Source organism: Nostoc sp., from assembly GCF_036917935.1.
Lineage (GTDB): Bacteria > Cyanobacteriota > Cyanobacteriia > Cyanobacteriales > Nostocaceae > Nostoc.
Genome location: NZ_JBALEL010000015.1, coordinates 65,337 through 89,148, shown reverse-complemented (window position 1 = coordinate 89,148; position 23,812 = coordinate 65,337). Strand labels below are relative to the sequence as shown.

Below are 23,812 nucleotides of genomic sequence, written 5' to 3'. Positions count from 1 at the left end.
AGTTTTCAGACATCCTCTAATTGTCAACATTATTTTGCGTGGTTAAATTTTTAACTAAAGTGAAAATTTAACCCTTGGCGTTGCTTGCTATTTATTAGAATGTTAGGCTGATATTTTCTGGCTAAACCACCTGTGTAGGCTGTTACTCAGAAAAAGTCCGGCTATGACTCCGATTTTGGTAGTGAGAGAAAGGATTTGCTCATGGCAAGAGATAAAGCTTATCAAGAAGCAGAGCAGCGTATTAAAAAGGCACGGCAAGAGGGAGCAATAGAACTCGATCTCAGCGATATGAAACTTACTGAGATACCAGAAGCGATCGCATCCCTGACTCAGTTGCAAGAGCTTGACCTCGATGACAACCAACTGACCGAACTGCCAGAAGCGATCGCATCCCTGACTCAGTTGCAACAGCTTGACCTCAACAATAACGAACTGACCGAACTGCCAGAAGCGATCGCATCCCTGACTCAGTTGCAACAGCTTAACCTCGACAATAACCAACTGACCGAACTGCCAGAAGCGATCGCATCCCTGACTCAGTTGCAATCGCTTAACCTCGACAATAACCAACTGACCGAACTGCCAGAAGCGATCGCATCCCTGACTCAGTTGCAATCGCTTTACCTCAACAATAACCAACTGACCCAACTGCCAGAAGCAATCGCATCCCTGACTCAGTTGCAACTGCTTTACCTCGACAACAACCAACTGACCCAACTGCCAGAAGCAATCGCATCCCTGACTCAGTTGCAACTGCTTTACCTCAACAATAACCAACTGACCCAACTGCCAGAAGCGATCGCATCCCTGACTCAGTTGCAACAGCTTTCCCTCAACAACAACCAACTGACCCAACTGCCAGAAGCGATCGCATCCCTGACTCAGTTGCAACAGCTTTCCCTCAACAACAACCCTCTTAACCCTGATCTTGCAGCCGCTTACAAACAAGGCACAGAAGCTGTTTTGCAATATCTGCGGGCACATGCAGAAGAACAGATAACTCTGAATGAAGCCAAACTGATCCTAGTTGGCGAGGGTGAGGTGGGCAAGAGTTGTTTGTTAGGAGCATTGCGGGGAGATGAATGGGAGGATGGTCGCCCCACGACTCACGGGATTGAAATTAAATCTGTAATCGTCACCGATCCCGACAGTGGCACAGAGATATCACTCAATGGTTGGGATTTTGGCGGTCAACGGGTTTATCGACCGACGCATCAGTTGTTTTTTAGTGCGCCAGCCGTATATCTGGTGATCTGGAAACCACGGGAAGGCCCCCAGCAGGGCTTTGTCAAAGAGTGGATTACGCTGATCAAAAATCGAGAACCGGATGCAAAGGTGTTGGTAGTTGCAACCCACGGTGGCCCTGGACAGCGACAACCGGACATTGACAGACAAGAAATTATCGATCAATTTGGCAAAGATACGGTAATCGATTTTTTCCATATAGACAGCAAACCCAACCAAGATACCACGCATTGCACCGGGATTGCAGAATTAAAAGATACTATTGCTCGTGTCGCTGCATCTCTTCCCGAAATGGGGCGATCCGTTCCAGCAAAGTGGCAACGAGTGCGGGAAACCTTACAGACAAGTCACAAAGCCTATCTCCCCTACGATGATGTCATTAAAATCTGCGCTGAACAGGGAATCGATGAGGAGCAAGCAGAACTGTTCCTTCGCATCTCCCATATACTAGGGCATTTTATCCATTATCATTACGACTCAACACTACGCGATATCGTCATCCTCAAACCCGACTGGCTGGCAAAGGCGATCAGCTTCGTGCTAGATGATGAAATGACACGCAAACGCAACGGTTTGGTGGAATTTCAGCATCTCAGTCAGTTGTGGAGCCATCCGCCGTTTGCAGGCGAAGAAGGCTACCCCTCAAAATTGCATCCAATCTTTCTGCGGCTGATGGAACGCTTTGATCTATCCTACAAAGTGGTATTAGATCGGTCAGAAACTAGCAATACCAGCCTGATTGCTCAACTTGTCCCCGACACACGCCCGGAGCCATTGCCCAATTGGGGAGAACAACCGGAAGCCGGAGACAGACAACAGGTGCAAATCTGCCGGATTGTGGACAGTCGCGGACAGTTTGCAGTTGCAGAAGGATTATTTTACCAGTTGATTGTCCGGTTGCACAAATACTCACTGGGGCGGGCGAATTACGAAGACAGCATTCACTGGCAACGGGGCTTAATGCTTGACAATGACTACAATGGTCGGGCATTGCTGGAGTATGTTGGCACCGATGTAAAAATTACAGTGCGGGCAGCTTATCCTGAACGTTTCTTGTCCTATCTCACAGAAGAGATTAAATGGCTAGTCGAGAATTTCTGGGAAGGATTACGTTGTAACGTCATGGTTCCTTGCATTGAACCTTGCAGCATGAATGCGCCTGGAAACGGATTGTTTGAGGTACAGAAACTAATTGAAAGTAAAAAGAAAAATCGCCATGAGTTCCCGTGTCCCATTTCCGGGTGTGGCGAATGGCAAAACATAGACCGACTACTGAATAACGCGCCGACTGCTCAACCCCCATTGCAAGAAATTAGCACTGAGCAGTTCCGAGACATTATGAAAGAGGGGTTAAACGTCATCCGCCAAGATTTGATTAAGTACAATCGTCTAGATCATGCACGCTTTCAGGTATTATCTCAGAAGCAACGCTCCATTTTAAGCCAAGTCGATCAGCAGTTTGCAGAACTGATGCAGATGCTCACCGATGAAGCAAAAGATGGCCCGCGCCTGTTTAGCTTTCAGCCTGTCGATCCGAAATTTTTCGATCGCCCCAAATGGATTAGTGCCAAATTTCAACTCACCCTCTGGTGCGAACACGCACGTCAGCCACTTCCAGCCTTAAATCCCAACGACAAGAAAAAGGGAGTCTATGAATTAGACTTGCCGCGTGAGTGGTTCATCAAAGCAGTCCCCTATCTCAAAATTTTGACCGGAACCCTGAGCTTAGTCTTACCTGTGGCAGGTTCGGCAACTAAATTTATACTGGATGATACTACCTACAAAGCCATTGAAGAACAACTCGATTTGGGACAAAAAAGCATCGAGTCTACCTTGAAGGGCAGCGATATGGCTTTGGCTGGAAAGTCCAAAAGCGATGCCTCCTTCTTGGAAGGCGATGCAATCCGCGCTCAAGGCTCGATTTTGCGAGAATTACACGCCTTATTGAAAGAAAAAGATCCTAGTTTTGGTGGTTTAGTGCGGGTGCAGAACAAACGCCGTGAATTTCTGTGGGTTCATCCTCAATTTGTGGATGAGTATTAATTGACAACGGATATTAGAGGATGTTTGAAAAGTGGTCGGCTGTGATATCAGGCACTTATCGATCCCCCCTAGCCCCCCTTAAAAAGGGGGGAAACGGAATCAAAGTCCCCCTTTTTAAGGGGGATTTAGGGGGATCTAAAATATTTTGATACATCAATCACGACTTTTAAAACATCCTCTTATATCATGTCCGCTTGATTACTTACTAAACCCCAAGAACCCCACCCCGCCAAAGCTGCGCTTTGTCTCCCCTCCCGAAGAGCGGGGAGGGGCTGGGGGTGGGGTGCAATGACTGTGGGAATCATAACTAATTATGCGGACATGATATTAGAGGTTGTTTGAAAAGTATTTGGCTGTGATTTTAGGCACTTTGATCCCCCCTAACCCCCCTTAAAAAGGGGGGAACCGGAATCAAAGTCCCCCTTTTTAAGGGGGATTTAGGGGGATCTAAGAGTATTTGATACATCAATCACGACTTTTAAAACATCCTCTTAGAGCTATTTCGTAATTTTTCATGATTATACAGGAAACAGAGTAATGTTGAAGGTTTTTGCTGACCGTGGTGGTACATTCACAGATATTGTTGCTGTTACTAATAATCAAGCAATTATCGATGGAGTTTCAAAACATCCTGAACGTTTTTTAATTGTGACTCTGCCTAATCAGCAATGGATTATAGTCTACAAACTACTTTCAGAAAATCCTGAACAATATCAAGATGCAGCTATCCAAGGTATTCGGGATATTATGGGTATTGCTAGCAACGAACCCATTCCTACTGAAGCGATAGAAGTAGTAAAAATGGGGACAACTGTAGCAACAAATGCCCTATTAGAAAGGAAAGGCGATCGCCTCGTTCTTCTCATCACCAAAGGCTTTAAAGATGCGCTGCGAATTGGCTACCAAAACCGTCCTAACATCTTTGCCCGCCAGATAATTTTACCAACGATGCTTTATGAGCAGGTTGTTGAGATAAACGAACGCTACGATGCTCATGGAAATGAATTAATACCTGTAAATATTCAACAAGTTAAAACTGACTTACAAGCAGTTTACCATACAGGAATTCGGAGTTGTGCTATTGTTTTTATGCACAGCGATCGCTATCCTGAACACGAACAACAAATAGCCCAGCTTGCTTTAACAATCGGCTTTACCCAAATATCCGTATCCCATCAAGTTAGTCCGTTAATGAAGTTGGTTAGCCGAGGAGATACAACAGTAGTCGATGCTTATTTAACTCCTATTCTGCGTCGCTATGTCAACCAAGTAGCGAGTCAGTTACCCGGAGTCAACTTAATGTTCATGAAATCTGACGGAGGTTTAGTCGCAGCCGAACAATTTCAAGGAAAAGATAGTATTTTAAGTGGCCCGGCTGGCGGTATTGTTGGCGCAGTTCAAACTAGTAAAAGGGCAGGTTTCGAGTTAGTTATTACCTTTGATATGGGAGGGACAAGTACAGATGTCGCCCACTTTAAAGGAGAGTATGAACGACAACTAGATTTGGAAATTGCTGGGGCGCGGATGCGAGTTCCTGTATTAGCAATTAATACCATTGCTGCTGGTGGTGGTTCTGTTCTCTTTTTTGATGGTTCTAGTTATCGTGTTGGCCCTAAATCTGCTGGTTCAAATCCTGGGCCTGCTTGTTATCGACGTGGTGGGCCATTAGCGGTTACTGATGCCAATGTCATGTTAGGTAAAATTCATCGACAATATTTTCCCTATGTTTTTGGCATTGATGGTAATTTACCTTTAGATAAAGATATTGTTACTGAGAAATTTACCCAATTAACCCAAGATATTCAAGCCGCTACATTAAATGATTGTACCCCCGAAGAAGTAGCCGCTGGATTTATTGCGATCGCAGTGGAAAATATGGCGAACGCAATTAAGAAAATCAGTCTGCAACGCGGTTATGATGTCAGCCGATATGTGCTTTGTTGTTTTGGTGGTGCAGGTGGGCAAGTTGCTTGTTTAATTGCTGACACCTTGGGAATGAAAACAATATTTCTACATCCTTATGCTGGCGTTCTCTCTGCTTATGGAATGGGATTAGCTGATGTCCGGGCGATTAGAGAAGGGGGAGTAGAACAACCTTTAACCCAAACATTAATCCCTAAATTACAGCAGTTAATGGAATATTTAGAAACACAAGCTAGAAGTGAAATAAATCAAGTGGGTAGTCAAATAGAATTAATCAAAAAAATAAACTTAAAATATGAGGGTACTAACTCTACATTAACCGTTAATTTTGCTGATGAAGTAGCAGTGATGCGGCAAGAATTTGAGATTGAACAAAAATCTCGCTATGGTTTCATTCAATTAGAGAAAACCTTAATTGTCGAATCCGCTTCAGTGGAAGTAATTCAGAAGATGGATACTCCTGAAGAACCTTTAATTATTCGTACCCGTTCTCTAGATGAAGCCCCCGGATGTGTTGAGATAGTAAGGATGTTTACTGGTGATCAATGGCATAATACTCCTGTTTATCGACGGGAAGATTTACAACCAGAAGATAGTATTAAGGGGCCTGCGATCGTTGTGGAAAAAATTAGCACAATTGTAGTGGAACCTAACTGGCAAGCGAGACTAACTGCACATAATCATCTAATTTTGCACCGTAAATATTAATTCATCAGGCTTCACCTATATTTGCAGGATAATCAATATCAGTTACCTCTGATAAACAAAATAGAAGTCAAAAATGTACACAACATCTCAACCTGATCCCATCCGCTTAGAAATATTCAAAAATCTCTATCAATTTATCGCCGAAGAAATGGGAATTGTGTTACAAAACACGGCTACATCAGTAAATATCAAAGAAAGGCTAGATTTCTCCTGCGCTATTTTTGAATCATCAGGGTTATTAGTTGCTAATGCTCCCCATATTCCTGTGCATTTAGGCTCAATGAGTGAAAGTGTCCGCAGTTTAATTAATGACAAAGGCGACACCCTAAAACGAGGAAATGTCTATCTATCTAATAACCCCTATAATGGCGGAACCCACCTTCCTGATGTCACTGCAATTACCCCTGTTTTTTTGGAAAGTAGTGAAAATAATCCATGCCCAATGCCCCGATTTTTTGTTGCTTCTCGTGGACACCAAGCCGATATTGGGGGAATTACTCCCGGTTCAATGCCTCCTCACAGCACCACAGTAGAAGAAGAAGGAATTCTCTTTGATAATTTTCTCTTGGTTGAAGAGGGCAACTTTCGAGAAACCGCAGTCAGACAGCATCTCTCAAATCATACTTATCCTACTCGCAACCCTGACCAAAACATAGCCGATTTAAAAGCCCAAATTGCCGCAAATGAACGGGGAGTTCAAGAACTTTCTAAAATGGTTTCACAATACGGGTTTGATACTGTTCAAGCTTATATGACATTTGTGCAAGCTAATGCTGAGGAGTCTGTTAGACGTGCGATCGCAGTTCTCAAGGATGGCTCATTTACTTATAAAATGGATGATGGGGCACAAATTCAAGTTAAAGTGACGATTCACCTAGAAAACCGCAGTGCTACCATTGATTTTACTGGGACTTCTCTACAACTAAATAGTAATTTCAATGCTCCTAAAGCTGTAACTCAAGCAGCAGTCTTATATGTCTTTCGTACTTTAGTTGATGATAATATTCCTCTCAATGCCGGGTGTCTTAATCCTCTAAAAATTATTATCCCGGTTGGCTGTATGCTCAACCCAACCTATCCAGCCGCAGTAGTCGCGGGTAATGTAGAAACTTCTCAAACTATTGTTGATGCTTTATATGGTGCTTTGGGTGTCATGGCTGCTTCTCAAGGAACGATGAATAATTTTACTTTTGGTAATGAGCAATATCAATATTATGAAACTATCTGCGGCGGCTCTGGGGCAGGAATTGATTTTGATGGCACTGATGGTGTTCATTCTCACATGACTAACTCCCGCTTGACCGATCCAGAAGTTTTAGAAACCCGTTATCCTGTACTTTTAGAAAGCTTTAGTCTTCGTCCTGATAGTGGTGGCAAAGGGAAATATTCGGGTGGTAATGGAGTTGTCCGCCGCATTCGATTTCTAGAACCGATGACAGCTAATATTCTCTCTGGTCATCGGCTGGTTCCTCCCTTTGGATTAAATGGTGGGGAAGCCGGAAAAGTAGGACGCAACTGGATACAACGTCAGAATGGAATTGAAGAAAATTTAGACAGTACAGCAACAGTAGAGATGAAAACTGGAGATGTTTTTGTGATAGAAACTCCTGGCGGCGGTGGTTTTGGTAAATTCTCTTAAGGGACTTCCAAATAAAAAAATACTTAACTACTTCTTATTTGGATAATTTATTTGTTGGAAGTCCCTAATACCATTTTCCAAAATTTTTCCAACACTGAATTCACCACGCAGCTTCACCGAAATCTAAAATCAAAAATCTAAAATCAAAAATTGCTATAAGCTGGCTTCAACTTCCCCAGAAAATTCAGCATAGCTGAAACCACAACATCAGGCGACTCAATCAAGAAGCCATGACCACCACGGTCAATGACTACAAGTTCAGCATTGGGAATACCTTGAGCAAGTTGCTGGGAAAACTTTAGCGGGGTGAGAATATCTTGTTTACCAACCAAAACTAAAGTAGGACAATGAATTTGTTGAAGGCGGTCTGTTGAGTCACTGCTAAGGATAGCTTGGCTGTGATTATAGAGTGAATGAGTTGCTGGCGGGAAAGGATATCTGATGGCAAATTCAATCAGACCTTCGATCATTCCAGGAATCGAGTAGAATTCATCTGTAAATATCCAGGGCAATACGACTTTTTCATAAAGTTTTAGGTCTACATTGCTGTGGAGGTCGCCCCAAGTTTCGATGATGCTGTTGAATAATGCATCACCCTTTGCCAAAGATGAAAGTAGCATCAGACTTTTTACCTTTTCAGGGCGTGCTAAAACTAGCTCTTGGGCTATCTGACTACCCATTGAATGACCTGCTAGATGCACCTGATTAATTCCGATGCGATCGAGCAATGCTGCAACGTCACTAGCCATCTGCTTCAAACTATAGGGACTTTCGGGAGCAGAACTTCTCCCCATACCTCGGTTATCCAAGCGAATGACTTGATACTGCGAAACTAGCGATGGCATGATCAGCGACCAATAAGTATGATCGCAAAGGAAGCCAGCGATTAATAGCAAAGGCTCACCCGTTCCCTTAATGTCGTAGAACAAATCAATCCCGTTAATCTGAACCTTGGGCATAGTAAATAATTCTGCTAAACCTTATTTTAAGCAGGGATAGACAAGGCTATACTGCTACGTCTTAAATTTCTCGTCCACCGGTATTTGATAGCCGTTGGCGAGGCGATTGGTCATATTGGCAGTGGCTGCGATCGCCATTAGTTCCCCGAATATAGTATCATTCATACCCTTGGCACGTGCCGCCGCTGTGTGCGAGGCGATGCAGTACTCACAGCCATTCGTCGCACTCACAGCGATATAAATCAGTTCGCGCATGAGTGGATCAATCTCACCGGGGCTAACCATCACTTCTTTTACCGCTTGCCACGTTCGTTGCAGGGTGGGGGGATGGTTGGCTATAGCTTTCCAAAAGTTATTGATGTAGTCATTCTGACGTGTAACGCGGATGTCGTCATACACTGCACGTACTTCGTCGCTGGCTTCTTCGTATTCGATCAGCTTAGTCATGTTTTGATTCCATATAGTTTCCCCAGCGAGTGGGAACCCCTAGATTGTAATACTGAGTTGCAATTGAAAGATAGTAACTTGAGTCTTTGATGCTGAAACTTTTACCTTGTTCTCGTCTAAAGGCTCTGTGTATACCTTAGTGGGGGATTAAAAAAAGGGTTTGCGAACCTGCAACGCCACGACAGTCTACAAACGACTTGCCATAAACTAGCATTTTTTAGGCGTTCTAATAGAACAGATTAAACAGGAAATTTACACTATCCTATTCAGACAGATAAGTAGGATCGTCCATGAAAAAACTGATCCAGCGTATTAAGAGATTGCTCAAACGTATCCTCAAGGGGTTTGCATCCAATTCTCAGGAACCATCGCCCCTAATAAATTCTCGCCCATTAGAAACTTCTATTCCAACTATTTCTCCCCGATGGGAGTCTGGTTTGGTGCTTGTGTGTTCACAATGTGCAAACGAGCAGTCAAATAGCTCTCATCGAACTAGCAGAAGCTCAACAGCTTCCGAAGACTTAGAGAATTGGTTAAAATCTAGTTTGAAATTTGAGGGATTATGGGGTGAATTTCGGGTTATTAGCACCAGTTGTTTAGGAGTTTGTCCCCGGATGGGTATTACTGTCGTTCTTGTAAGTAATGGAAGTCACGGGAATAGTCCATGCTTAATTGTAAATCCTCAGAGCGATCGCGAACTTCTTTATTCATACATCAAACAGAATAAAGGCTGACTGTAAAGGTTTGCTAAAGCTTAAAATTATTGAATGCAAAACTGTATTTTACCTGGCACTATATTTTGCTCAAGTGGCAAATAAAAAAGGGGTGAATATAAAATATTCACCCCTTTTTTCAGGTCATAAGGGAGGTAAAGAATACTTATCCAACCCGTATTAGTGTTATTCCAATCTAAACAATTATTCTTTTAAACGAGGTATATTTGGTCTGATAAAGGTAGCTGAGGAATTAGCGCTTCGGGCATTAGTGCTTGAAGAAGCAGTAGTTGGGGAACTGAGATTCAAGAAATCGATGAGTTTAAGGGTACGATTACGAATTTTCCAGCGCCCATTTCTGTTAACGACTTGATCTTCATAAGTGCCATTAGCGACATCAATGCTGGTTTCCGAGCGTTTGTGAGTCGCATGGAGGTAAGAAGTCATCGTTGCTTGATTATTTTGAACTGAAATATTTATTGTACCCATCAAGTGTTGAGTAGCTGTATAACTATTTCCTTGAAATACTGAATAGACAAAATCTGCCCAAGAATCTGTCCCATAACTTGTTTGAGTTGCCCCATCAGGAAAAATGGCAGTGAGAACTGCATCTTGAGTAAAACAATCCCGATAAATATTCTTTCCTTCTAGGAGATTTCCTCTACCAATGGCGTCAGTTCCCAGGGCGTAACAGGATGTTAATTTTTGAATCTCAAATTCTGCGTTAGGTTGAGTTGCACTTGCTAGTTCAAACTTACCTCCAACAAACAGCACAAGAGTCACTGCAAGCACAATCAAAGTTATACGATTTAACAGAAACGAAATAGCCTTTGAAACTATTCCCCCATTTTCTCTTCTTTTTTCCACAAGATGACTCCCTTAATTATTTACGATTTTCGCATCTTGTACTTTACCAAAAACTAAAGTTTTAGCTAATAATTTTAGCTCAGAAAACCTGGCTAAAATGCTTGCAGATTTCGCTAGCAATTGCGTTTTATATCTGCTAGAAAATCGTTTTTCTAGTAAATGATAAAGCTAGTACATACAAGATTCGATGTATACAATTAGTTATAACAGTTAATTGATAAGTTACAAGTGCTAATTGTGACTAAGTTTGTGTTGATTTGATTAAGTAATAAAGTCACCACTTACATACAGGACTTACGCAACTGTCACCCTTAAGGAACAGTAAATTTATCGAAAATTCACTTTATCAAAATTGCCAATGCAGATATAAACCAATTTAACTAAGAATACTGCAAACCGTCCGCACCCATGCCGAAAGTTGAGGAACAAAAAGAATCTGCGGCTACAACTATCAAAAGTCCCTTATTCTCCCAAAATGGGAATAGAAATTATAAATTGTGTTCCTTGTCCCAAGACTGATTCACAAATCAAATTTCCTCCATGATTTTCTACTATAATTTGCCGACTAATAGACAATCCTAATCCTGTACCTTTTCCGACGCATTTTGTAGTAAATAAATTCTCAAAAATGCAGTTTCTAATTTCTTCTGTCATTCCTTTCGCATTATCTTGAATCTTAATTACCACATTTTCATTATCTACTTGCAAATTAGTTTGAATAGTAATAATATTCGGATACATTTCTTGAATTTCTAAAAAATCACGACCGCTGTTTGCTTCTTCTAAAGCATCAATTGCATTAGCAATAATATTCATAAACACCTGATTTAATTGTCCCAAATAGCATTTTACTGATGGAATCTCTGCATAATCTTTAATTATTTTAATTGCTGGACGATTATGATTGGCTTTCAGACGATGCTGTAAAATCATTAAAGTACTATCAATGCCTTCATGGATATTCGCTGACACTTTTGAGGTAGTATCAGCGCGGGAAAAAGTACGAAGAGAGGTACTAATATTACGAATGCGCTGTGTCCCTACTGTCATACCATCAATCATTTTTGGCAAATCTTTTAGCAGAAAATCTATATCTATTTCTTCGGCTTTTTCTTCAATTTCAGCGCCAGGATTGGGGAATTTTTCTCGGTACAATTGTAGATAGTCTATTAAATCTTTAACAATATCTTTTGCTTGGGCGATACTACCTGTAATAAAACCAATAGGGTTGTTTATTTCGTGTGCTACACCTGCAACTAAATTTCCTAGATAAGACATTTTTTCACTTTGGATAAGTTGTAGTTGCGCCTCTTGTAAATCTTTTATCGATTGCTCTAATTCCCTAGATTTGTCTTGCGCCCTTGTGTACAATCTGGCATTTTCTATGGCAATCGCCATTTGAGAAACTAAGACTTTTAAGACCTCTACCCTTTCTGAAACAAAAGCTCCTGATGATAACTGGTTTTCTAAATAAATAATACCAGTAAGCTGTGATTGATACATAATTGGCAAACAAAAGATTGATTTTGTTTGAGATTTCTGAATACAAATATCAAGGTTAAAAGGTTCTGTAGTTATCGCATCATTTAATACAAGATATTGCTGAGTTCGGAATACGTAATTAATTACAGAAAGCGGTAAATCCTGATATGTTTCAACAGGAATAGCGCCTAAAACTTTCACCACATCGTCAGTAGCATTTCCAGAAGCTTCAATATATAGGTGATTATCTTTAAGTAGCAGTAGTGCTGCTTTTTGTGCGGCAGCATTTTCTAGTAAAATTTGGATCAGCTTGACCAATAAATTTTCTAAAACAATTTCATTGGTAATCGCTTGTGAAAACTTGATGAATGCATTAAAATCTAGAAAATCGCTCAAGCTGCTATTGGTAGTAGTGTTAGTGGTAAAATGAGTTGTATCAATTTTTGAACTAGTGTTTTCTATAGTAGTAGTTTGTCCTACTAGAAAAACATACTTTGATTCTAAGTGTCTAACTTTAGCGATCGCACCCCAACGAATATAGGCATAATAGGCTTTAGTTATATAAGTTTGATGAATTAATTCTTTACCTAAAGATTGATAAAATTTTCCAGCTAACTCATAAGCTAAAGCTTCTTCTTGGAGAAAACCGTTTGCTTGAGATTTGGCAATAGAGTTTTCATAATAGTCCATTGCTTCTAGCTTTTGACCCAAAACCTGATACCGTTCTGCCTCCACGAGATAAAATCTATGTAAGTGATTCGTGGGAGCATGAATAGCCCAGAGTTCCATCTTTTGCTGATTAGCTTGGACTTTTTCTAGAATAGCTTGCTTCTCAGACACTTTAGCAGTATGATATATTGCCAAGTGAGCTAAAGAATCGTAGAAATAAAACACTGGAACAACAAACAACCCTGTAACACCACCTAAAGATTTTTCTGCGATCGCAGCATTTTCTACAGCTTTAAAATACTCCCCAAATATGTAAGAGAGCATGAGCTTATTGACAAATAGATGGTTAATTGTGTAAAGGTCATTTACTTGCTGGTGAATTGGTAGCATACTTTGCTCGTCATAAGCTTCTCCAATTAAATAGTCTACATTTTCAAAATTTCCTTTCAAGTTCAAAACTGTTTGTAAATATACTAAGTTCCAAGTTAAAGCTACTTGTTGCTTGATTTTTTTCAGAGAATCACAATAAGCTATCAGTTCTTTTTCTAGAACCCAAAGTTCCTTACCCATCCAAAATGAATGATAGGGATAAATGTAACCACAATAACCAGCATATTCTAAATCTCCAGTTTCCAGACCACTAGAATACCCTGCCATTGATGATGTTAATGTCTCCCTAACATGCTCTTTCCAATGCATAACATGGGCACTAACAACCGTCAAAATCTTAGCCTTGAGTTCTTCAGAATTAAATTGTGACACCAAACTAGAAGCTAATTTCCCAAATTTATAGCCAGAATCAATTTCTCCTTGAACTCCACAAAGAAGTAATCCATAAAGACTATAACCATAGGCAGATACAGCAGTATTCCCATACCTTAAGGACAAATTGACCATTTTGCAGACAATAATTGGCATCATTGCAGGAGCAGTTTGGAAAGCCGCAGGGAGAACTCCCATTAAGATTCGCATAGCTGCAATCTTGTTAAGATCAGTCATTAATGGTAAGTTAATCAAATCTGCGATCGCTTTCCTCTTCAAAGAAGCAGCGATTTCATCCATCCCCTGCTGAATATCAGTTGATGTCGGCTCATCTGGAAAACTTATTCCTAACAATTGCAGAATTGATACTGCTATCTGAATGGCTTCCAGTTGTTTACTTTGAATGATAGAAGCGATAATTTGTACTTCATAGACTTTCACTTTATCTAAAAGGGTTTTTGCTTGTTGCTGCACCACTTCAGCCCATTGTTGCATCTGCTCAAAATCACCACTCAGATAGGCTACCTCTGCGGCTCCTTCATATAAACCGATGGTTAAGGTATATTCAGTTTGCCAAGCGTCTATATTTAAAAGTTCTATCCCATTTGTGAAGTATTTAAGAGCAGCTTCGTAAGCTGTAGAAGCTTTAGCTTTTCGCCCTGCAATTAAATTTAATCGTGCCAATTCAGTTTTTTCAGATTGCTCTGTAAGGTTAACAATACCTACATTCAACTGATTGACAATATCAAAAATATTAGCTTCTATTTCCTCTTTAGGTATGTTTTGAAGAAGCAATTGCCCAATTTTCAGATGAGTAGATTTCTTCAGTTCTTCTGGAATTAAGGAATATGCTGCTTGTTGTACTCTGTCATGCAAGAACTTGTAACCCACCCGTGAACTATCGAAATTTAAATTAACCGCTTCTTCTTGATTAAAAACTAAAGGAATGCGATAAGCTTCACTTAAAGGTAGAATTAATCCCGCTTGCAAAGCCGAGTGTAAATCATTTGCCGTCAAAGAAGGTGATTTTTCATTGACTATTGATAAAACATCCAGACTAAATCTGTCACCTATACAAGCTGCTAGTTTTAAAACATCTTGGGTGAACTTTGGTAGTTTCTCAACTCGGCTGGCAACTAACTCAACTACATTTTTATCGGTAATTCCAATTGCTTGAATCTCCTCTAAACTCCATTGCCATTTAGCATTACTAAAGTCAAATTTTAAGAGATTTTCTTGATGAAGTGCCTGAATTAGTTGTGTTATAAAAAATGGGTTGCCACCTGTTTTATTACAAATTAACTCAGCTAGTTTAATAATTTCCTTGTTAAAGACTCCGATTTCTTCATCCTGGTTAACCTCTGTTTCTTGGAGAGTTTCGGCAACTAGCTGAGTTACATTTTCTAACTTTAAAGGTTGCAATATAAGATTATTAACAACCGTGCCACTATTCTTAATTTCTTCTATTTTTTGGATTAAAGGATGTGCCGGACTAACTTCATTATCTCTATATGCCCCAATCAATAAAAAATATTTGCTATCGGTGTCAGTTATCAGCAGTTGGATTAAATTCAATGTGGCTGAATCTGCCCATTGTAAATCATCTAAAAAGATGACTAAGGGGTGTTCTTTTTGAGTAAAAACTTGGATAAATTCTTTAAAAACATGATTGAAGCGATTTTGTGATTCTGTTGCTCCAATTTGGGCAACTTCCGGCTGTGTACCGATGATTAATTCTACTTCTGGAATAACGTCAGTTATAACTTTTCCATTTGTTCCTAAAGCTGATAATATTTTATTACGCCATACTTCTATTTTTTCATTATTCTCGGTCAGCAAATACCGCATCAGATAAGCAAAAGCTTGAATTAAAGAAACATAAGGTATATTTCGCTTTAACTGATCAAACTTACCAGAAATAAAGTATCCTTGTCTGCGAGTAATGGGTTTATTAACTTCGTTAACTAGAACTGATTTGCCAATACCAGAATAACCAGAAACTAGCATCATTTCTACCCCCCTGAATCCGTGGGATTCAGGGGGGTTAGCAACGCGCTCAAATGCAGCTAACAGTTCATTAACTTGTTCTTCACGACCATATAATTTTTGAGGTATTAATAACTGGCTCAAGATATCTAAACGACCTGGAACAAAATCAGTAATTATTCCCTTACTTTCTAACTGGTTAAGACATAATTCTAAATCTGCTAATAATCCTGTGGCACTTTGATATCTGTCTTCCGCATTTTTTGCCATCAGCTTCATCACAATTTCAGAGACGGCGGTAGGAATTTGTGAATTTAATGATTGCGGGTTTATCGGTTGGACAGCAATGTGACTATAAACTACTTCTAGGGGATCTTGGCTAAAAAATGGTGTTTTATCAGTGAGCATTTCATATAAAGTCACACCAAGAGAATAAAAGTCAGTGCGATAATCAAGAATGCGATTCATTCTCCCAGTTTGTTCAGGAGACATATAGGCTAGTGTGCCTTCAACGCAGTTAGGATTATTAAATTGGGGATTTTCTTTATTGAGGCGGGAGGCTATACCAAAATCAGTGAGTTTAACAATACCTGTCTGGGAGTTAATGATGATGTTACTAGGTTTGATATCTTTATGAATAATCTGATTATTATGCAAATAATCTAAAGCTTTAGCCAGTTGAATAGCAATCTTTAAATGGTTAATTAAGTCAAGTTTTTCTATTTGTAGCAGTTGAGATAAAGACTTACCACCGAAGTCTTCTAACAATAGTCCCACACGATTTTCAAAGGTTTCTAGACTGATAGCTTTAACTATATTGGGATGGTCTAAACCTTGCTGAATTTGATACTCATTTTTAATCCGAGTAAAGGCTTCGAGAGTCGGATATTCGTTTTTAAGCAGCTTGAGGATAACTCGCTGTTGCGTTTTTGGCGTTTGTGTTTGATAAATAATTGTTTGGATTCCTTCGTGGAGAGTCGAGTTGATTTGGTATCCAGTACGATTTGGCATTGATTTTTGACTATAAAGTTACAACATTAGCATCACCCCCTGTCTTGTCATGAAAGGGGTTCTAGTTTAATTATTCCCAGCGGGAGAAAATTATTAACATTGGGATTCCGTACCCAAGGGTTGTAAATTAAAAAGCCTTGCAACGGAAACTAGTAGCTACAACCGGACTGTAATTTTTACGCCAACCGCAGATAAGGACACTTTTGTAAAAACCCTGATGCCTTATTATGGGCCTCTAAATTATGAGTATGCGTTGGCGTAGGTCGAATAATGCCACCAAATAAGTCATCCAACCCGTAGGGTGTGAAAAATTGCCATTGTCTTTGTGCATCTAGTCGAACTCCGACAGCGGTAGCGGTGTGCAGCCAATCTGTGATGGCATCCTCTGTACTAGTATAAGGTCTGCTACCAAGACGCCAACGAGCAAAACTGGCTTGATTTTTGACATCAAAATCGTCATGAGAAAATTCTTCTGTGAGAGTCGTCTTTGCTGCTTGTTCTTGGGAACGGTTCCCCTCTATATCAAAGAATGCAATATCAAAGTCTTTGATATCTAACCCACACTTATCGCCAAAAATTGAATACCAAACGGTGTTTCGGACTGCACCCCCGGCTAACCACCAGTTAGGTAGATTTAGTTGTGCGATCGCAGGTAATACTGTATTAATACGTGTATCAGCTAAAATCATCTGTAGGCGAGTGTTACTATTCATATCAAATTCCTGGGATTGTCAAGTAGAAGGTGAAAATATTATCATTCACATTTCATTAAACTTACGGTATTGATAGTCCTGTTATGACACTTTGCAGGTCAATGTTTATCAGGAGAACTTCTGTAGTTATAGTATAAATAAAACAGGTTAGACAGAAGGTTAAATTGTGAATTTAGAATTTAGAATTTTTATTTATGGAAGATTTATTTGCGCGACTAGAACGCACACTCAATCCTGAACTGCCTTCCCTAACAGAGTCACAACAACAACTCTTACAAGAACTCAGTATTGATGAAAATCAACCCGGTACGATTCTACATGACTTTCAAACCCTGATAGATTTCTTGCAACCAAATGGAGTGGAAGTTAGTAGTGTTAATAACCTTCTACCGCTAAAAGTCCTATCCGAACTTAATTCTCAGTTAAGTCACCCGATTGAAACTAAACTCAAACGCCCCGTACAAAAATCATACCCCTATATTAATGGACTATATCTGTTATTACGCAGTTCTGGAATAGCCCAAATTAGATCGCAAGGAAAAAAGCAGGTTTTAGTTTTAGACGCCGCAACTTTGCAATCATGGTCAACTCTGAACTCAACAGAACGTTATTTCAACTTATTAGAAGCTTGGTTAATTTGGGGAAATAACGAAATTTTGGGTGAACATCAAGATTCATTCGGTAATTTATTTAGATGTATTCAACTCTGGACTCGCGTCCCAGATAAAGGTTTAAAATTTCCTAAGTATGAATACCAACACGATATTAGTTATTACCCTGGACTGCATAATGTTGCCCTGTTAGAGTTATTTGGATTGTTATCTATCAAACATGGAAAACCAGAAGAAGGCAAGGGATGGCGCATTACTAGTTTACAACGCTTACCCTTTGGTGATGCTCTGTTGCAATTACTTTTTCCATTGGGTATACGAGGAGAATTACAGGATGATGTAAATGTGAATTTTGGAAAATTACAATCACATTTACAAGGATTTTTTCCAGAATGGGAGCATAATTTAGTTGTTCAAAAACAAGGCTTCACCGATGGTATTTATATTTTTAAAGTGTCTATTTCTAAGGCTTGGCGACGCATTGCCATCCCAGCAAAAAAACCATTAAGCTGGCTAGCAGAGACAATTCTCGATACTTTTGACTTTGATTACGATCACCTGTACGAATTTAGTTATAAAGACCGTTTTGGTCGCATAATAAAAATCGGTCATCCCTACATGGAAACACCCCCATTTGCAGACCAAGTGCAGATTGGTGATTTGTCTCTCGAACCAGGTGCTAAAATTACCTATCTTTATGATTTTGGTGACAACTGGAAATTTGATGTGCAGTTAGAAGCAATTAATCCACCTGATAACAAAATCAAAAAAGCAAAAGTTTTAGAAGTTCACGAAAATGCACCTCAACAGTATTGGGTTGAGGATGATGAATCAGATGAAGATGAAGAATGAGGGGGATTTAGGTAAGTGCAGAGAATGAAAATTTCCTCGTGTCCACATATCTTCTGTTTGTATCTATTAAAACCCGCTTTCCGATTGAGATAGTTTTAGTTACAATAAAGCAACACAAATTATCAGGAGGTAAAAGCTGTGAGTCTTCCATATACTGGAGGTTGTCAATGTGGACAGATTCGTTATGAAATTCATGCCCAACCGTTAACCCTTTACCTATGTCACTGCAAGGAGTGTCAAAAACAATCGTCTAGTGCTTTTGGAATGTCTCTCACAGTATTACGAGATGCTGTTGCAATTGTTCAAGGAAAACCGAAAGCTTGGACTCGGAAAAATGATAGCGGACGTGAAGTAAATAACCTGTTCTGTGGCGACTGCGGAACGCGATTGTTCCATGAACGGACTTATAAACCAGATACTATCAATGTCAAAGCTGGAACCTTAGATGATACAAGTTGGTTACGCCCAGTGGGTAACATTTGGACACGCAGTGCCCAGTCATGGGTGATAATTTCAGATCAATTACTTAACTATGACGGGCAACCAGAAGATACGCAGCCTTTATGGGAAAAATGGAAGCAACAACATTCATAAATGCATAACTCCTGATATCAGACATCATACTCCTGACACTTAAAGCATCTAACTAATGACTGTACCAAAAGATATAATAATAAAATTTTACTGGTAAAGTGCTTTAATGAACATATTAAATTATTTAAAACAGTAACAGTAAACTGAAATTATAAGTTAAATTTGTGTATCATATATATTTCCACTTATCTGCAAATCATTAATAAATAATATTTCACATGAAAACTTACTGGGCATTTCTAATCAAGTAATTTAAGTGAAATTAGATAAGTAAGGCGATTTTGGTTCATTCTCAACACTTTTAACAGTTATTTCTAGACAAGCTTGATGAAAAACGATACACCGCAAGAATTGAACCCAGACCAAGAAATTGGGCGCTTGATTGATGAGGTAATGTCTTCATCTCTGACTGATGAACAGTACCGCAAAAAGATGCAGCGACGCAAAGAAGTGCAAGACAAGCGCATAGCAGAAGCTGTACCAGAAAAAGGGTTAATTATTGTAAATACTGGTAACGGTAAGGGTAAAACCACTGCGGCTTTGGGGATGGTGTTGCGATCGCTCGGTCATGGGTATAAAGTAGCGATCATCCAATTCATCAAAGGTAGCTGGGAACCTTCCGAAAAAAGGGTTTTCAGCTATTGGGAAGACCAGATAGAATTTCACGCAATGGGCGAAGGCTTTACCTGGGAAACTCAAGACCGCGATCGCGATCTTGACAAAGCTAGCGCCGCCTGGGAAAAATCATTAGAATACATCCGCAACCCAGATTTTCATCTGGTATTGTTAGACGAAATCAATATCGCCCTCAAAATGGCTTACTTACCAGTAGAAGACGTTTTAGCCGGTTTAGCAGAAAAACCCGCTAACAAACACGTTATTCTCACAGGTAGAGGCGCACCACCTGCTTTAATTGAACGTGCTGACTTAGTAACCGAAATGACCCTAGTTAAGCACCCTTTCCGCGATCAAGGTGTGAAAGCGCAACCGGGAATTGAATATTAAATCAGAATTCAGAATTATTAAAAAACCAGGTTTCCGACTCAGCAGAGATCAGAAACCTGGTTTTTAATTCTCGTATGTCAACAGTATCCTACTAGCGTTGGGGAGTAAAATTCAAAGCCTCTCTCTTTTTAGGAGAGAGGTTAAAGTGTATTGCATACAAACGAGAAAGGTTATATACGTCCCATTTGTTTACTTCTTATTCCACAGACTTAAAAATGCTTGAGAGATGGCTGGGGTAATCTGACTTTGTAAGTGATTTAGTGCATCACGATGGTTTGCATTGTTGTCATCATAATAAGTAAACAGATTCGTCAGCTTGACAATCTCAGGATTTTGATCATTTGTTCCCCTCCATTTGTTAGTAACCTTGTGTAAAACGTCCTTGGGTAAATTTTGTTGTAAGTTATTTAATGCTGCAATGTAAGAAGGATTTTGAGGATTTTTTTTGAATTGCAAGCACAAATCTCTCAGCTTGAGTTGTGACTGTGGCTGTGGCTGTGGCTTATCTGTTAAACTAGATTGTTGTAGAATTTGACGCTGTTCAATAGTAGCAATACCATTTTCAGTTAAACCCTGAGATTTCTGAAATTTCTTGACTGCTGTATAAGTAGCTGGCCCATAAAAAGGCAAGTCTTGAGGAATTTCGGCATTGCTAGCAAAACCGTGAAACTTCAATCTATTCTGAAGTCCTTTGACTGTATCTTCGATGACAGTTCGAGTCTCAGAATCAGCGTTACCATTAACCACAAGTTTTTGTGAATACTGTTTCTGAAATTTTTTAATCGCTTCTTCAGTAGGATCATCTGTCAATGAGTTGTTATTCCGCTTCCAGGGAGCAAATTTAGTGAGATCCGGCTTAGGATCAATCTCAGGAGCTAAATATCCCAGCCCAATCAATATATGACGGATGACTTCAGGGCTACTAACGGCCATACTTTTTGGTTCCTTTGCGACTAAACTACCATTTAATGTATCTTGTTTTACAAAAATTAAGTAAGTAGAAATAAATAAATCTAACATTTCTTGTTTGTAATGCGTTCCAAAAGTTAAGCGATGTGTGACGACAAGCTGCAACTCTTTGAGACGTTTGGCGTAGGCGACTACACACCGTGAAAAAGAAAGGGCAAGAGCGATCGCTCTTTTTCAACTATTGATGATCATACTACGTAATGTTTACTTTACACCAGCTTGGAAGCGGCTCTCCGTACTTGTGCGATCGCTCTTTGCTATTTTGCCACATTTGTAAAAGAAAATTGCGATGTCTACGCCAGATACTAATATTTATATCTAAACTAACTACCTTCAGTTTTTTTACTTAGTTTATAAGGACTCCATCTATCTTCTATTTTTTGTCCTTGGATACTATCAATCTTTCCCAACAATCGCTCAATATCTTCAAACATTTTGAATATAGTAAAAATAATCGGATCGTGAATGTAAGGATTTGTATCCATATTAAACGTTACAAAAACTGTAAGATGCTTACCTTGTTTTATCTTTAGCAAAACATCAAAACTTTCGTGGGATAAGTCTTTATAAATATCTTTTATGTTAATCGTTTCAAGAATCATTTCTTTAAGAAGAATATCCCAGATGTGCTTACATTTTCCGTCTGGTGTTTGCTTCGATTCTGCCCATTTATTTACGACAATATCATCAGCACTATACTTCATAAAATTTCCCTCGGTCAAAAATTGCAGAAACACTAAGGAAACTGCGATCGCTAGTTATTGTTACTTCTTCTTTCACGATCCCAACCATACAGCTTAGAGGATGTTTGAAAAGTGGTTGGCTGTGATTTTAGGCACTTTTATCCCCCCTAACCCCCCTTAAAAAAGGGGGGCAACCTCTCTCAAAGTCCCCCAATTTATCGGGGGATTTAGGGGGATCTCAAAGTATTTGCTACCAAGAAGAGGACTTTTCAAACAACCATACAGCTTAGAGGATGTTTGAAAAGTGGTTGGCTGTGATTTTAGGCACTTCTAGATCCCCCCTAACCCACGCCAGTCGCTCATGGGGGAAACCCCATCGCTTTTAGCGTCTCCCCTTGGGAGAAGACCGCGCTGGCTCCCCTTAAAAAAGGGGGGCAACCTCTCTCAAAGTCCCCCTTCTTTAAGGGGGATTTAGGGGGATCTCAAAGTATTTGCTACCAAGAAGAGGACTTTTCAAACATCTTCTTAGAGGTTGTTTGAAAAGTGGTCGGCTGTGATATTAGGCACTTATCGCTCCCCCTAGCCCCCCTTAAAAAGGGGGGAAACGGAATCAAAGTCCCCCAATTTATCGGGGGATTTAGGGGGATCTAAGAGTATTTGATACATCACTAAGGACTTTTCAAACATCCTCTTAGACGTTATTCATTGCTCAGTAGCCAAAAAATCAAACTCCGATTTAATATTCCAGCGCTTACCGTCGTGAAGCAGCAGGGTTAATTTATCAGCAGTAAACTCAAAATGTAACTGACGCTTTTCAAATTCTGGCCAAGCAGTTTTAAAGTTTTGCTTTGTTAAATCCCGAAACGCAACCGTTATATGGGGGGCAAAAGAGCGGGTATTAGAAACCTTGTCAACAATTCCCAAGTTGCTTTCTGTATAAGCCATTAAATCAGCTTGCAAAGTTAAAAGTTCTTGACTTCTGGCTACATTAATGTATACAACACGAGGCACAAAGGCATCAAACCCCCTGAGTGTAATTGCTACTGACTGCTGGCCACTTGCAAACTCCTTCAAAGATGCTTCTAGCAGTGGCAAGTTAGCATCTGCCCATTCAAAAGGCGGTTGCAGGGTAATATGAGGCGGAGACTTTAGCGCCCCGCTACTAGCATAGCGATCGCTAAAGTACTGTTTAATCTGGTTGGCGTAGTCTTGAATGTCTTGCGGTGGTAAAAGGGCGACAAAAAAACGGCTCATCTATCTATATTAATCATTTTTATTCCTTAGTAATTGGTGGTCAATGGGAAAACTTAGGGAAGGCGGATCGAGTTGGCGCTTGATCCGCTATGTTGTTTATCGAAAGAGAAAACTAAATGAGCGATCAAATTATTCTGTCCGATGACGATGTTGTTTCTATGGCTGAGGATGCTAATTTTACTGGCGCTTCAACATCTCCACTGGATGATTTGCGATCGCACCTAGATATCTAATAGTCACAGATGCGTCGCTTCTGCTGTTTTAGTTAAATATTCAGTAAGCTTCTGTAGTTAGTGTATATTGCTACTCAAATGCTACTCAAAATAGTAGTAATTTAAGCAAGATGTCTGTTGTAACGGGAGTTAAGAAGGTTATGCCGTGGTTTGTAAAAATTGAAGAAGGCAAAGTCGATAAACCTACCTTTGACCAATATGTACCCGCCCACAAAGCCTACATTCAAGATTTGATTGCTAAAGGACACAAAGCGCGAACAGGGTATTGGGCAGAGCAAAGAGGCGGGATGTTGCTATTTGAGGCAGCCTCAAAAGCTGAAGCAGAAGCAATTGTCGCTGATGACCCCTTGGTGCAAAACGGCTGCGTCAACTATCAGCTTTATGAATGGCGAATTGTTATGGAATAACACACACTTACTGAATTTTAATGTTATGCTTTTGAAA

At 39.9% G+C, this 23,812-nt stretch carries 16 protein-coding genes; 8 read left to right on the top strand and 8 right to left on the bottom strand.

The features are described from left to right. Positions 1-201 precede the first annotated feature (201 nt). From V7K62_RS07045 to V7K62_RS07035, 3 genes are all read left to right on the top strand, one after another. Positions 202-3,288 carry a leucine-rich repeat protein gene (locus V7K62_RS07045; RefSeq protein ID WP_334863046.1) on the top strand — a complete coding sequence of 1,029 codons (3,087 nt, stop codon included), beginning with the start codon at positions 202-204 and terminating at the stop codon, positions 3,286-3,288. Between the two features lie 537 nt (positions 3,289-3,825). Then, the gene (locus tag V7K62_RS07040; RefSeq protein ID WP_334863044.1) at positions 3,826-5,919 is read left to right on the top strand and encodes a hydantoinase/oxoprolinase family protein; all 2,094 of its coding nucleotides are present in this window, start codon (positions 3,826-3,828) and stop codon (positions 5,917-5,919) included. Positions 5,920-5,992: 73 nt separating this feature from the next. Beyond that, positions 5,993-7,558, top strand: a complete 1,566-nt coding sequence (locus V7K62_RS07035) for a hydantoinase B/oxoprolinase family protein (RefSeq protein ID WP_334863042.1) — start codon at positions 5,993-5,995, stop codon at positions 7,556-7,558. A gap of 143 nt (positions 7,559-7,701) precedes the next feature. On the opposite strand, the gene V7K62_RS07030 is transcribed toward V7K62_RS07035, so the two are convergent. Further along, a complete protein-coding gene (locus V7K62_RS07030) occupies positions 7,702-8,517 on the bottom strand; it encodes an alpha/beta fold hydrolase (protein WP_334863041.1) in 816 nt (271 codons plus the stop codon). 54 nt (positions 8,518-8,571) lie between these two features. Beyond that, on the bottom strand, positions 8,572-8,964 hold the full coding sequence (locus V7K62_RS07025) for a carboxymuconolactone decarboxylase family protein (RefSeq protein ID WP_334863039.1): 393 nt from the start codon (positions 8,962-8,964) through the stop codon (positions 8,572-8,574). Positions 8,965-9,254: 290 nt separating this feature from the next. Between V7K62_RS07025 and V7K62_RS07020 the strand changes: the two genes are divergently transcribed. Continuing rightward, positions 9,255-9,698, top strand: a complete 444-nt coding sequence (locus tag V7K62_RS07020) for a (2Fe-2S) ferredoxin domain-containing protein (protein ID WP_334863037.1) — start codon at positions 9,255-9,257, stop codon at positions 9,696-9,698. A gap of 183 nt (positions 9,699-9,881) precedes the next feature. On the opposite strand, the gene V7K62_RS07015 is transcribed toward V7K62_RS07020, so the two are convergent. The 3 genes from V7K62_RS07015 to V7K62_RS07005 form a co-directional block, all read right to left on the bottom strand. Next, positions 9,882-10,544, bottom strand: a complete 663-nt coding sequence (locus tag V7K62_RS07015) for a nuclear transport factor 2 family protein (RefSeq protein ID WP_334863035.1) — start codon at positions 10,542-10,544, stop codon at positions 9,882-9,884. A gap of 462 nt (positions 10,545-11,006) precedes the next feature. Further along, complete coding sequence (locus tag V7K62_RS07010; protein WP_334863033.1) at positions 11,007-16,454, bottom strand: trifunctional serine/threonine-protein kinase/ATP-binding protein/sensor histidine kinase; 5,448 nt, start codon at positions 16,452-16,454, stop codon at positions 11,007-11,009. Positions 16,455-16,630: 176 nt separating this feature from the next. Then, complete coding sequence (locus V7K62_RS07005; protein WP_334863031.1) at positions 16,631-17,167, bottom strand: nucleotidyltransferase family protein; 537 nt, start codon at positions 17,165-17,167, stop codon at positions 16,631-16,633. A gap of 194 nt (positions 17,168-17,361) precedes the next feature. Between V7K62_RS07005 and V7K62_RS07000 the strand changes: the two genes are divergently transcribed. The 3 genes from V7K62_RS07000 (at position 17,362) to cobO (ending at position 20,229) form a co-directional block, all read left to right on the top strand. Then, a complete protein-coding gene (locus V7K62_RS07000) occupies positions 17,362-18,630 on the top strand; it encodes a plasmid pRiA4b ORF-3 family protein (RefSeq protein WP_334863029.1) in 1,269 nt (422 codons plus the stop codon). 138 nt (positions 18,631-18,768) lie between these two features. Then, positions 18,769-19,224, top strand: coding sequence for a GFA family protein (locus V7K62_RS06995; protein ID WP_334863027.1), 456 nt, complete (start codon positions 18,769-18,771; stop codon positions 19,222-19,224). Between the two features lie 327 nt (positions 19,225-19,551). Continuing rightward, positions 19,552-20,229 (top strand): cob(I)yrinic acid a,c-diamide adenosyltransferase, encoded by a 678-nt coding sequence (gene cobO, locus V7K62_RS06990; RefSeq protein ID WP_334863025.1) that lies wholly within the window; start codon positions 19,552-19,554, stop codon positions 20,227-20,229. 189 nt (positions 20,230-20,418) lie between these two features. On the opposite strand, the gene V7K62_RS06985 is transcribed toward cobO, so the two are convergent. The 3 genes from V7K62_RS06985 to V7K62_RS06975 all read right to left on the bottom strand — a co-directional run bounded on the left by V7K62_RS06985 (position 20,419) and on the right by V7K62_RS06975 (position 23,135). Beyond that, positions 20,419-21,249: a peptidoglycan-binding domain-containing protein gene (locus tag V7K62_RS06985; RefSeq protein ID WP_334863023.1), complete on the bottom strand. Its 831-nt coding sequence runs from the start codon at positions 21,247-21,249 to the stop codon at positions 20,419-20,421. Positions 21,250-21,521: 272 nt separating this feature from the next. After that, a complete protein-coding gene (locus V7K62_RS06980) occupies positions 21,522-21,902 on the bottom strand; it encodes a hypothetical protein (RefSeq protein WP_334863021.1) in 381 nt (126 codons plus the stop codon). 681 nt (positions 21,903-22,583) lie between these two features. Then, positions 22,584-23,135 carry a 2'-5' RNA ligase family protein gene (locus V7K62_RS06975; protein ID WP_334863019.1) on the bottom strand — a complete coding sequence of 184 codons (552 nt, stop codon included), beginning with the start codon at positions 23,133-23,135 and terminating at the stop codon, positions 22,584-22,586. 373 nt (positions 23,136-23,508) lie between these two features. Between V7K62_RS06975 and V7K62_RS06970 the strand changes: the two genes are divergently transcribed. Then, positions 23,509-23,775 carry a YciI family protein gene (locus tag V7K62_RS06970; RefSeq protein WP_190896032.1) on the top strand — a complete coding sequence of 89 codons (267 nt, stop codon included), beginning with the start codon at positions 23,509-23,511 and terminating at the stop codon, positions 23,773-23,775. The last annotated feature ends 37 nt before the right edge of the window (positions 23,776-23,812 follow it).

Bases quoted from the DNA above. Each gene is read 5' to 3' on its own strand.
- V7K62_RS07045 (WP_334863046.1), top strand. From the start codon at position 202: ATGGCAAGAGATAAAGCTTATCAAGAAGCAGAGCAGCGTATTAAAAAG.
- V7K62_RS07040 (WP_334863044.1), top strand. From the start codon at position 3,826: ATGTTGAAGGTTTTTGCTGACCGTGGTGGTACATTCACAGATATTGTT.
- V7K62_RS07035 (WP_334863042.1), top strand. From the start codon at position 5,993: ATGTACACAACATCTCAACCTGATCCCATCCGCTTAGAAATATTCAAA.
- V7K62_RS07030 (WP_334863041.1), bottom strand. From the start codon at position 8,517: ATGCCCAAGGTTCAGATTAACGGGATTGATTTGTTCTACGACATTAAG.
- V7K62_RS07025 (WP_334863039.1), bottom strand. From the start codon at position 8,964: ATGACTAAGCTGATCGAATACGAAGAAGCCAGCGACGAAGTACGTGCA.
- V7K62_RS07020 (WP_334863037.1), top strand. From the start codon at position 9,255: ATGAAAAAACTGATCCAGCGTATTAAGAGATTGCTCAAACGTATCCTC.
- V7K62_RS07010 (WP_334863033.1), bottom strand. From the start codon at position 16,454: ATGCCAAATCGTACTGGATACCAAATCAACTCGACTCTCCACGAAGGA.
- V7K62_RS07005 (WP_334863031.1), bottom strand. From the start codon at position 17,167: ATGAATAGTAACACTCGCCTACAGATGATTTTAGCTGATACACGTATT.
- V7K62_RS07000 (WP_334863029.1), top strand. From the start codon at position 17,362: ATGGAAGATTTATTTGCGCGACTAGAACGCACACTCAATCCTGAACTG.
- cobO (WP_334863025.1), top strand. From the start codon at position 19,552: ATGAAAAACGATACACCGCAAGAATTGAACCCAGACCAAGAAATTGGG.
- V7K62_RS06985 (WP_334863023.1), bottom strand. From the start codon at position 21,249: ATGTTAGATTTATTTATTTCTACTTACTTAATTTTTGTAAAACAAGAT.
- V7K62_RS06980 (WP_334863021.1), bottom strand. From the start codon at position 21,902: ATGAAGTATAGTGCTGATGATATTGTCGTAAATAAATGGGCAGAATCG.
- V7K62_RS06975 (WP_334863019.1), bottom strand. From the start codon at position 23,135: ATGAGCCGTTTTTTTGTCGCCCTTTTACCACCGCAAGACATTCAAGAC.
- V7K62_RS06970 (WP_190896032.1), top strand. From the start codon at position 23,509: ATGCCGTGGTTTGTAAAAATTGAAGAAGGCAAAGTCGATAAACCTACC.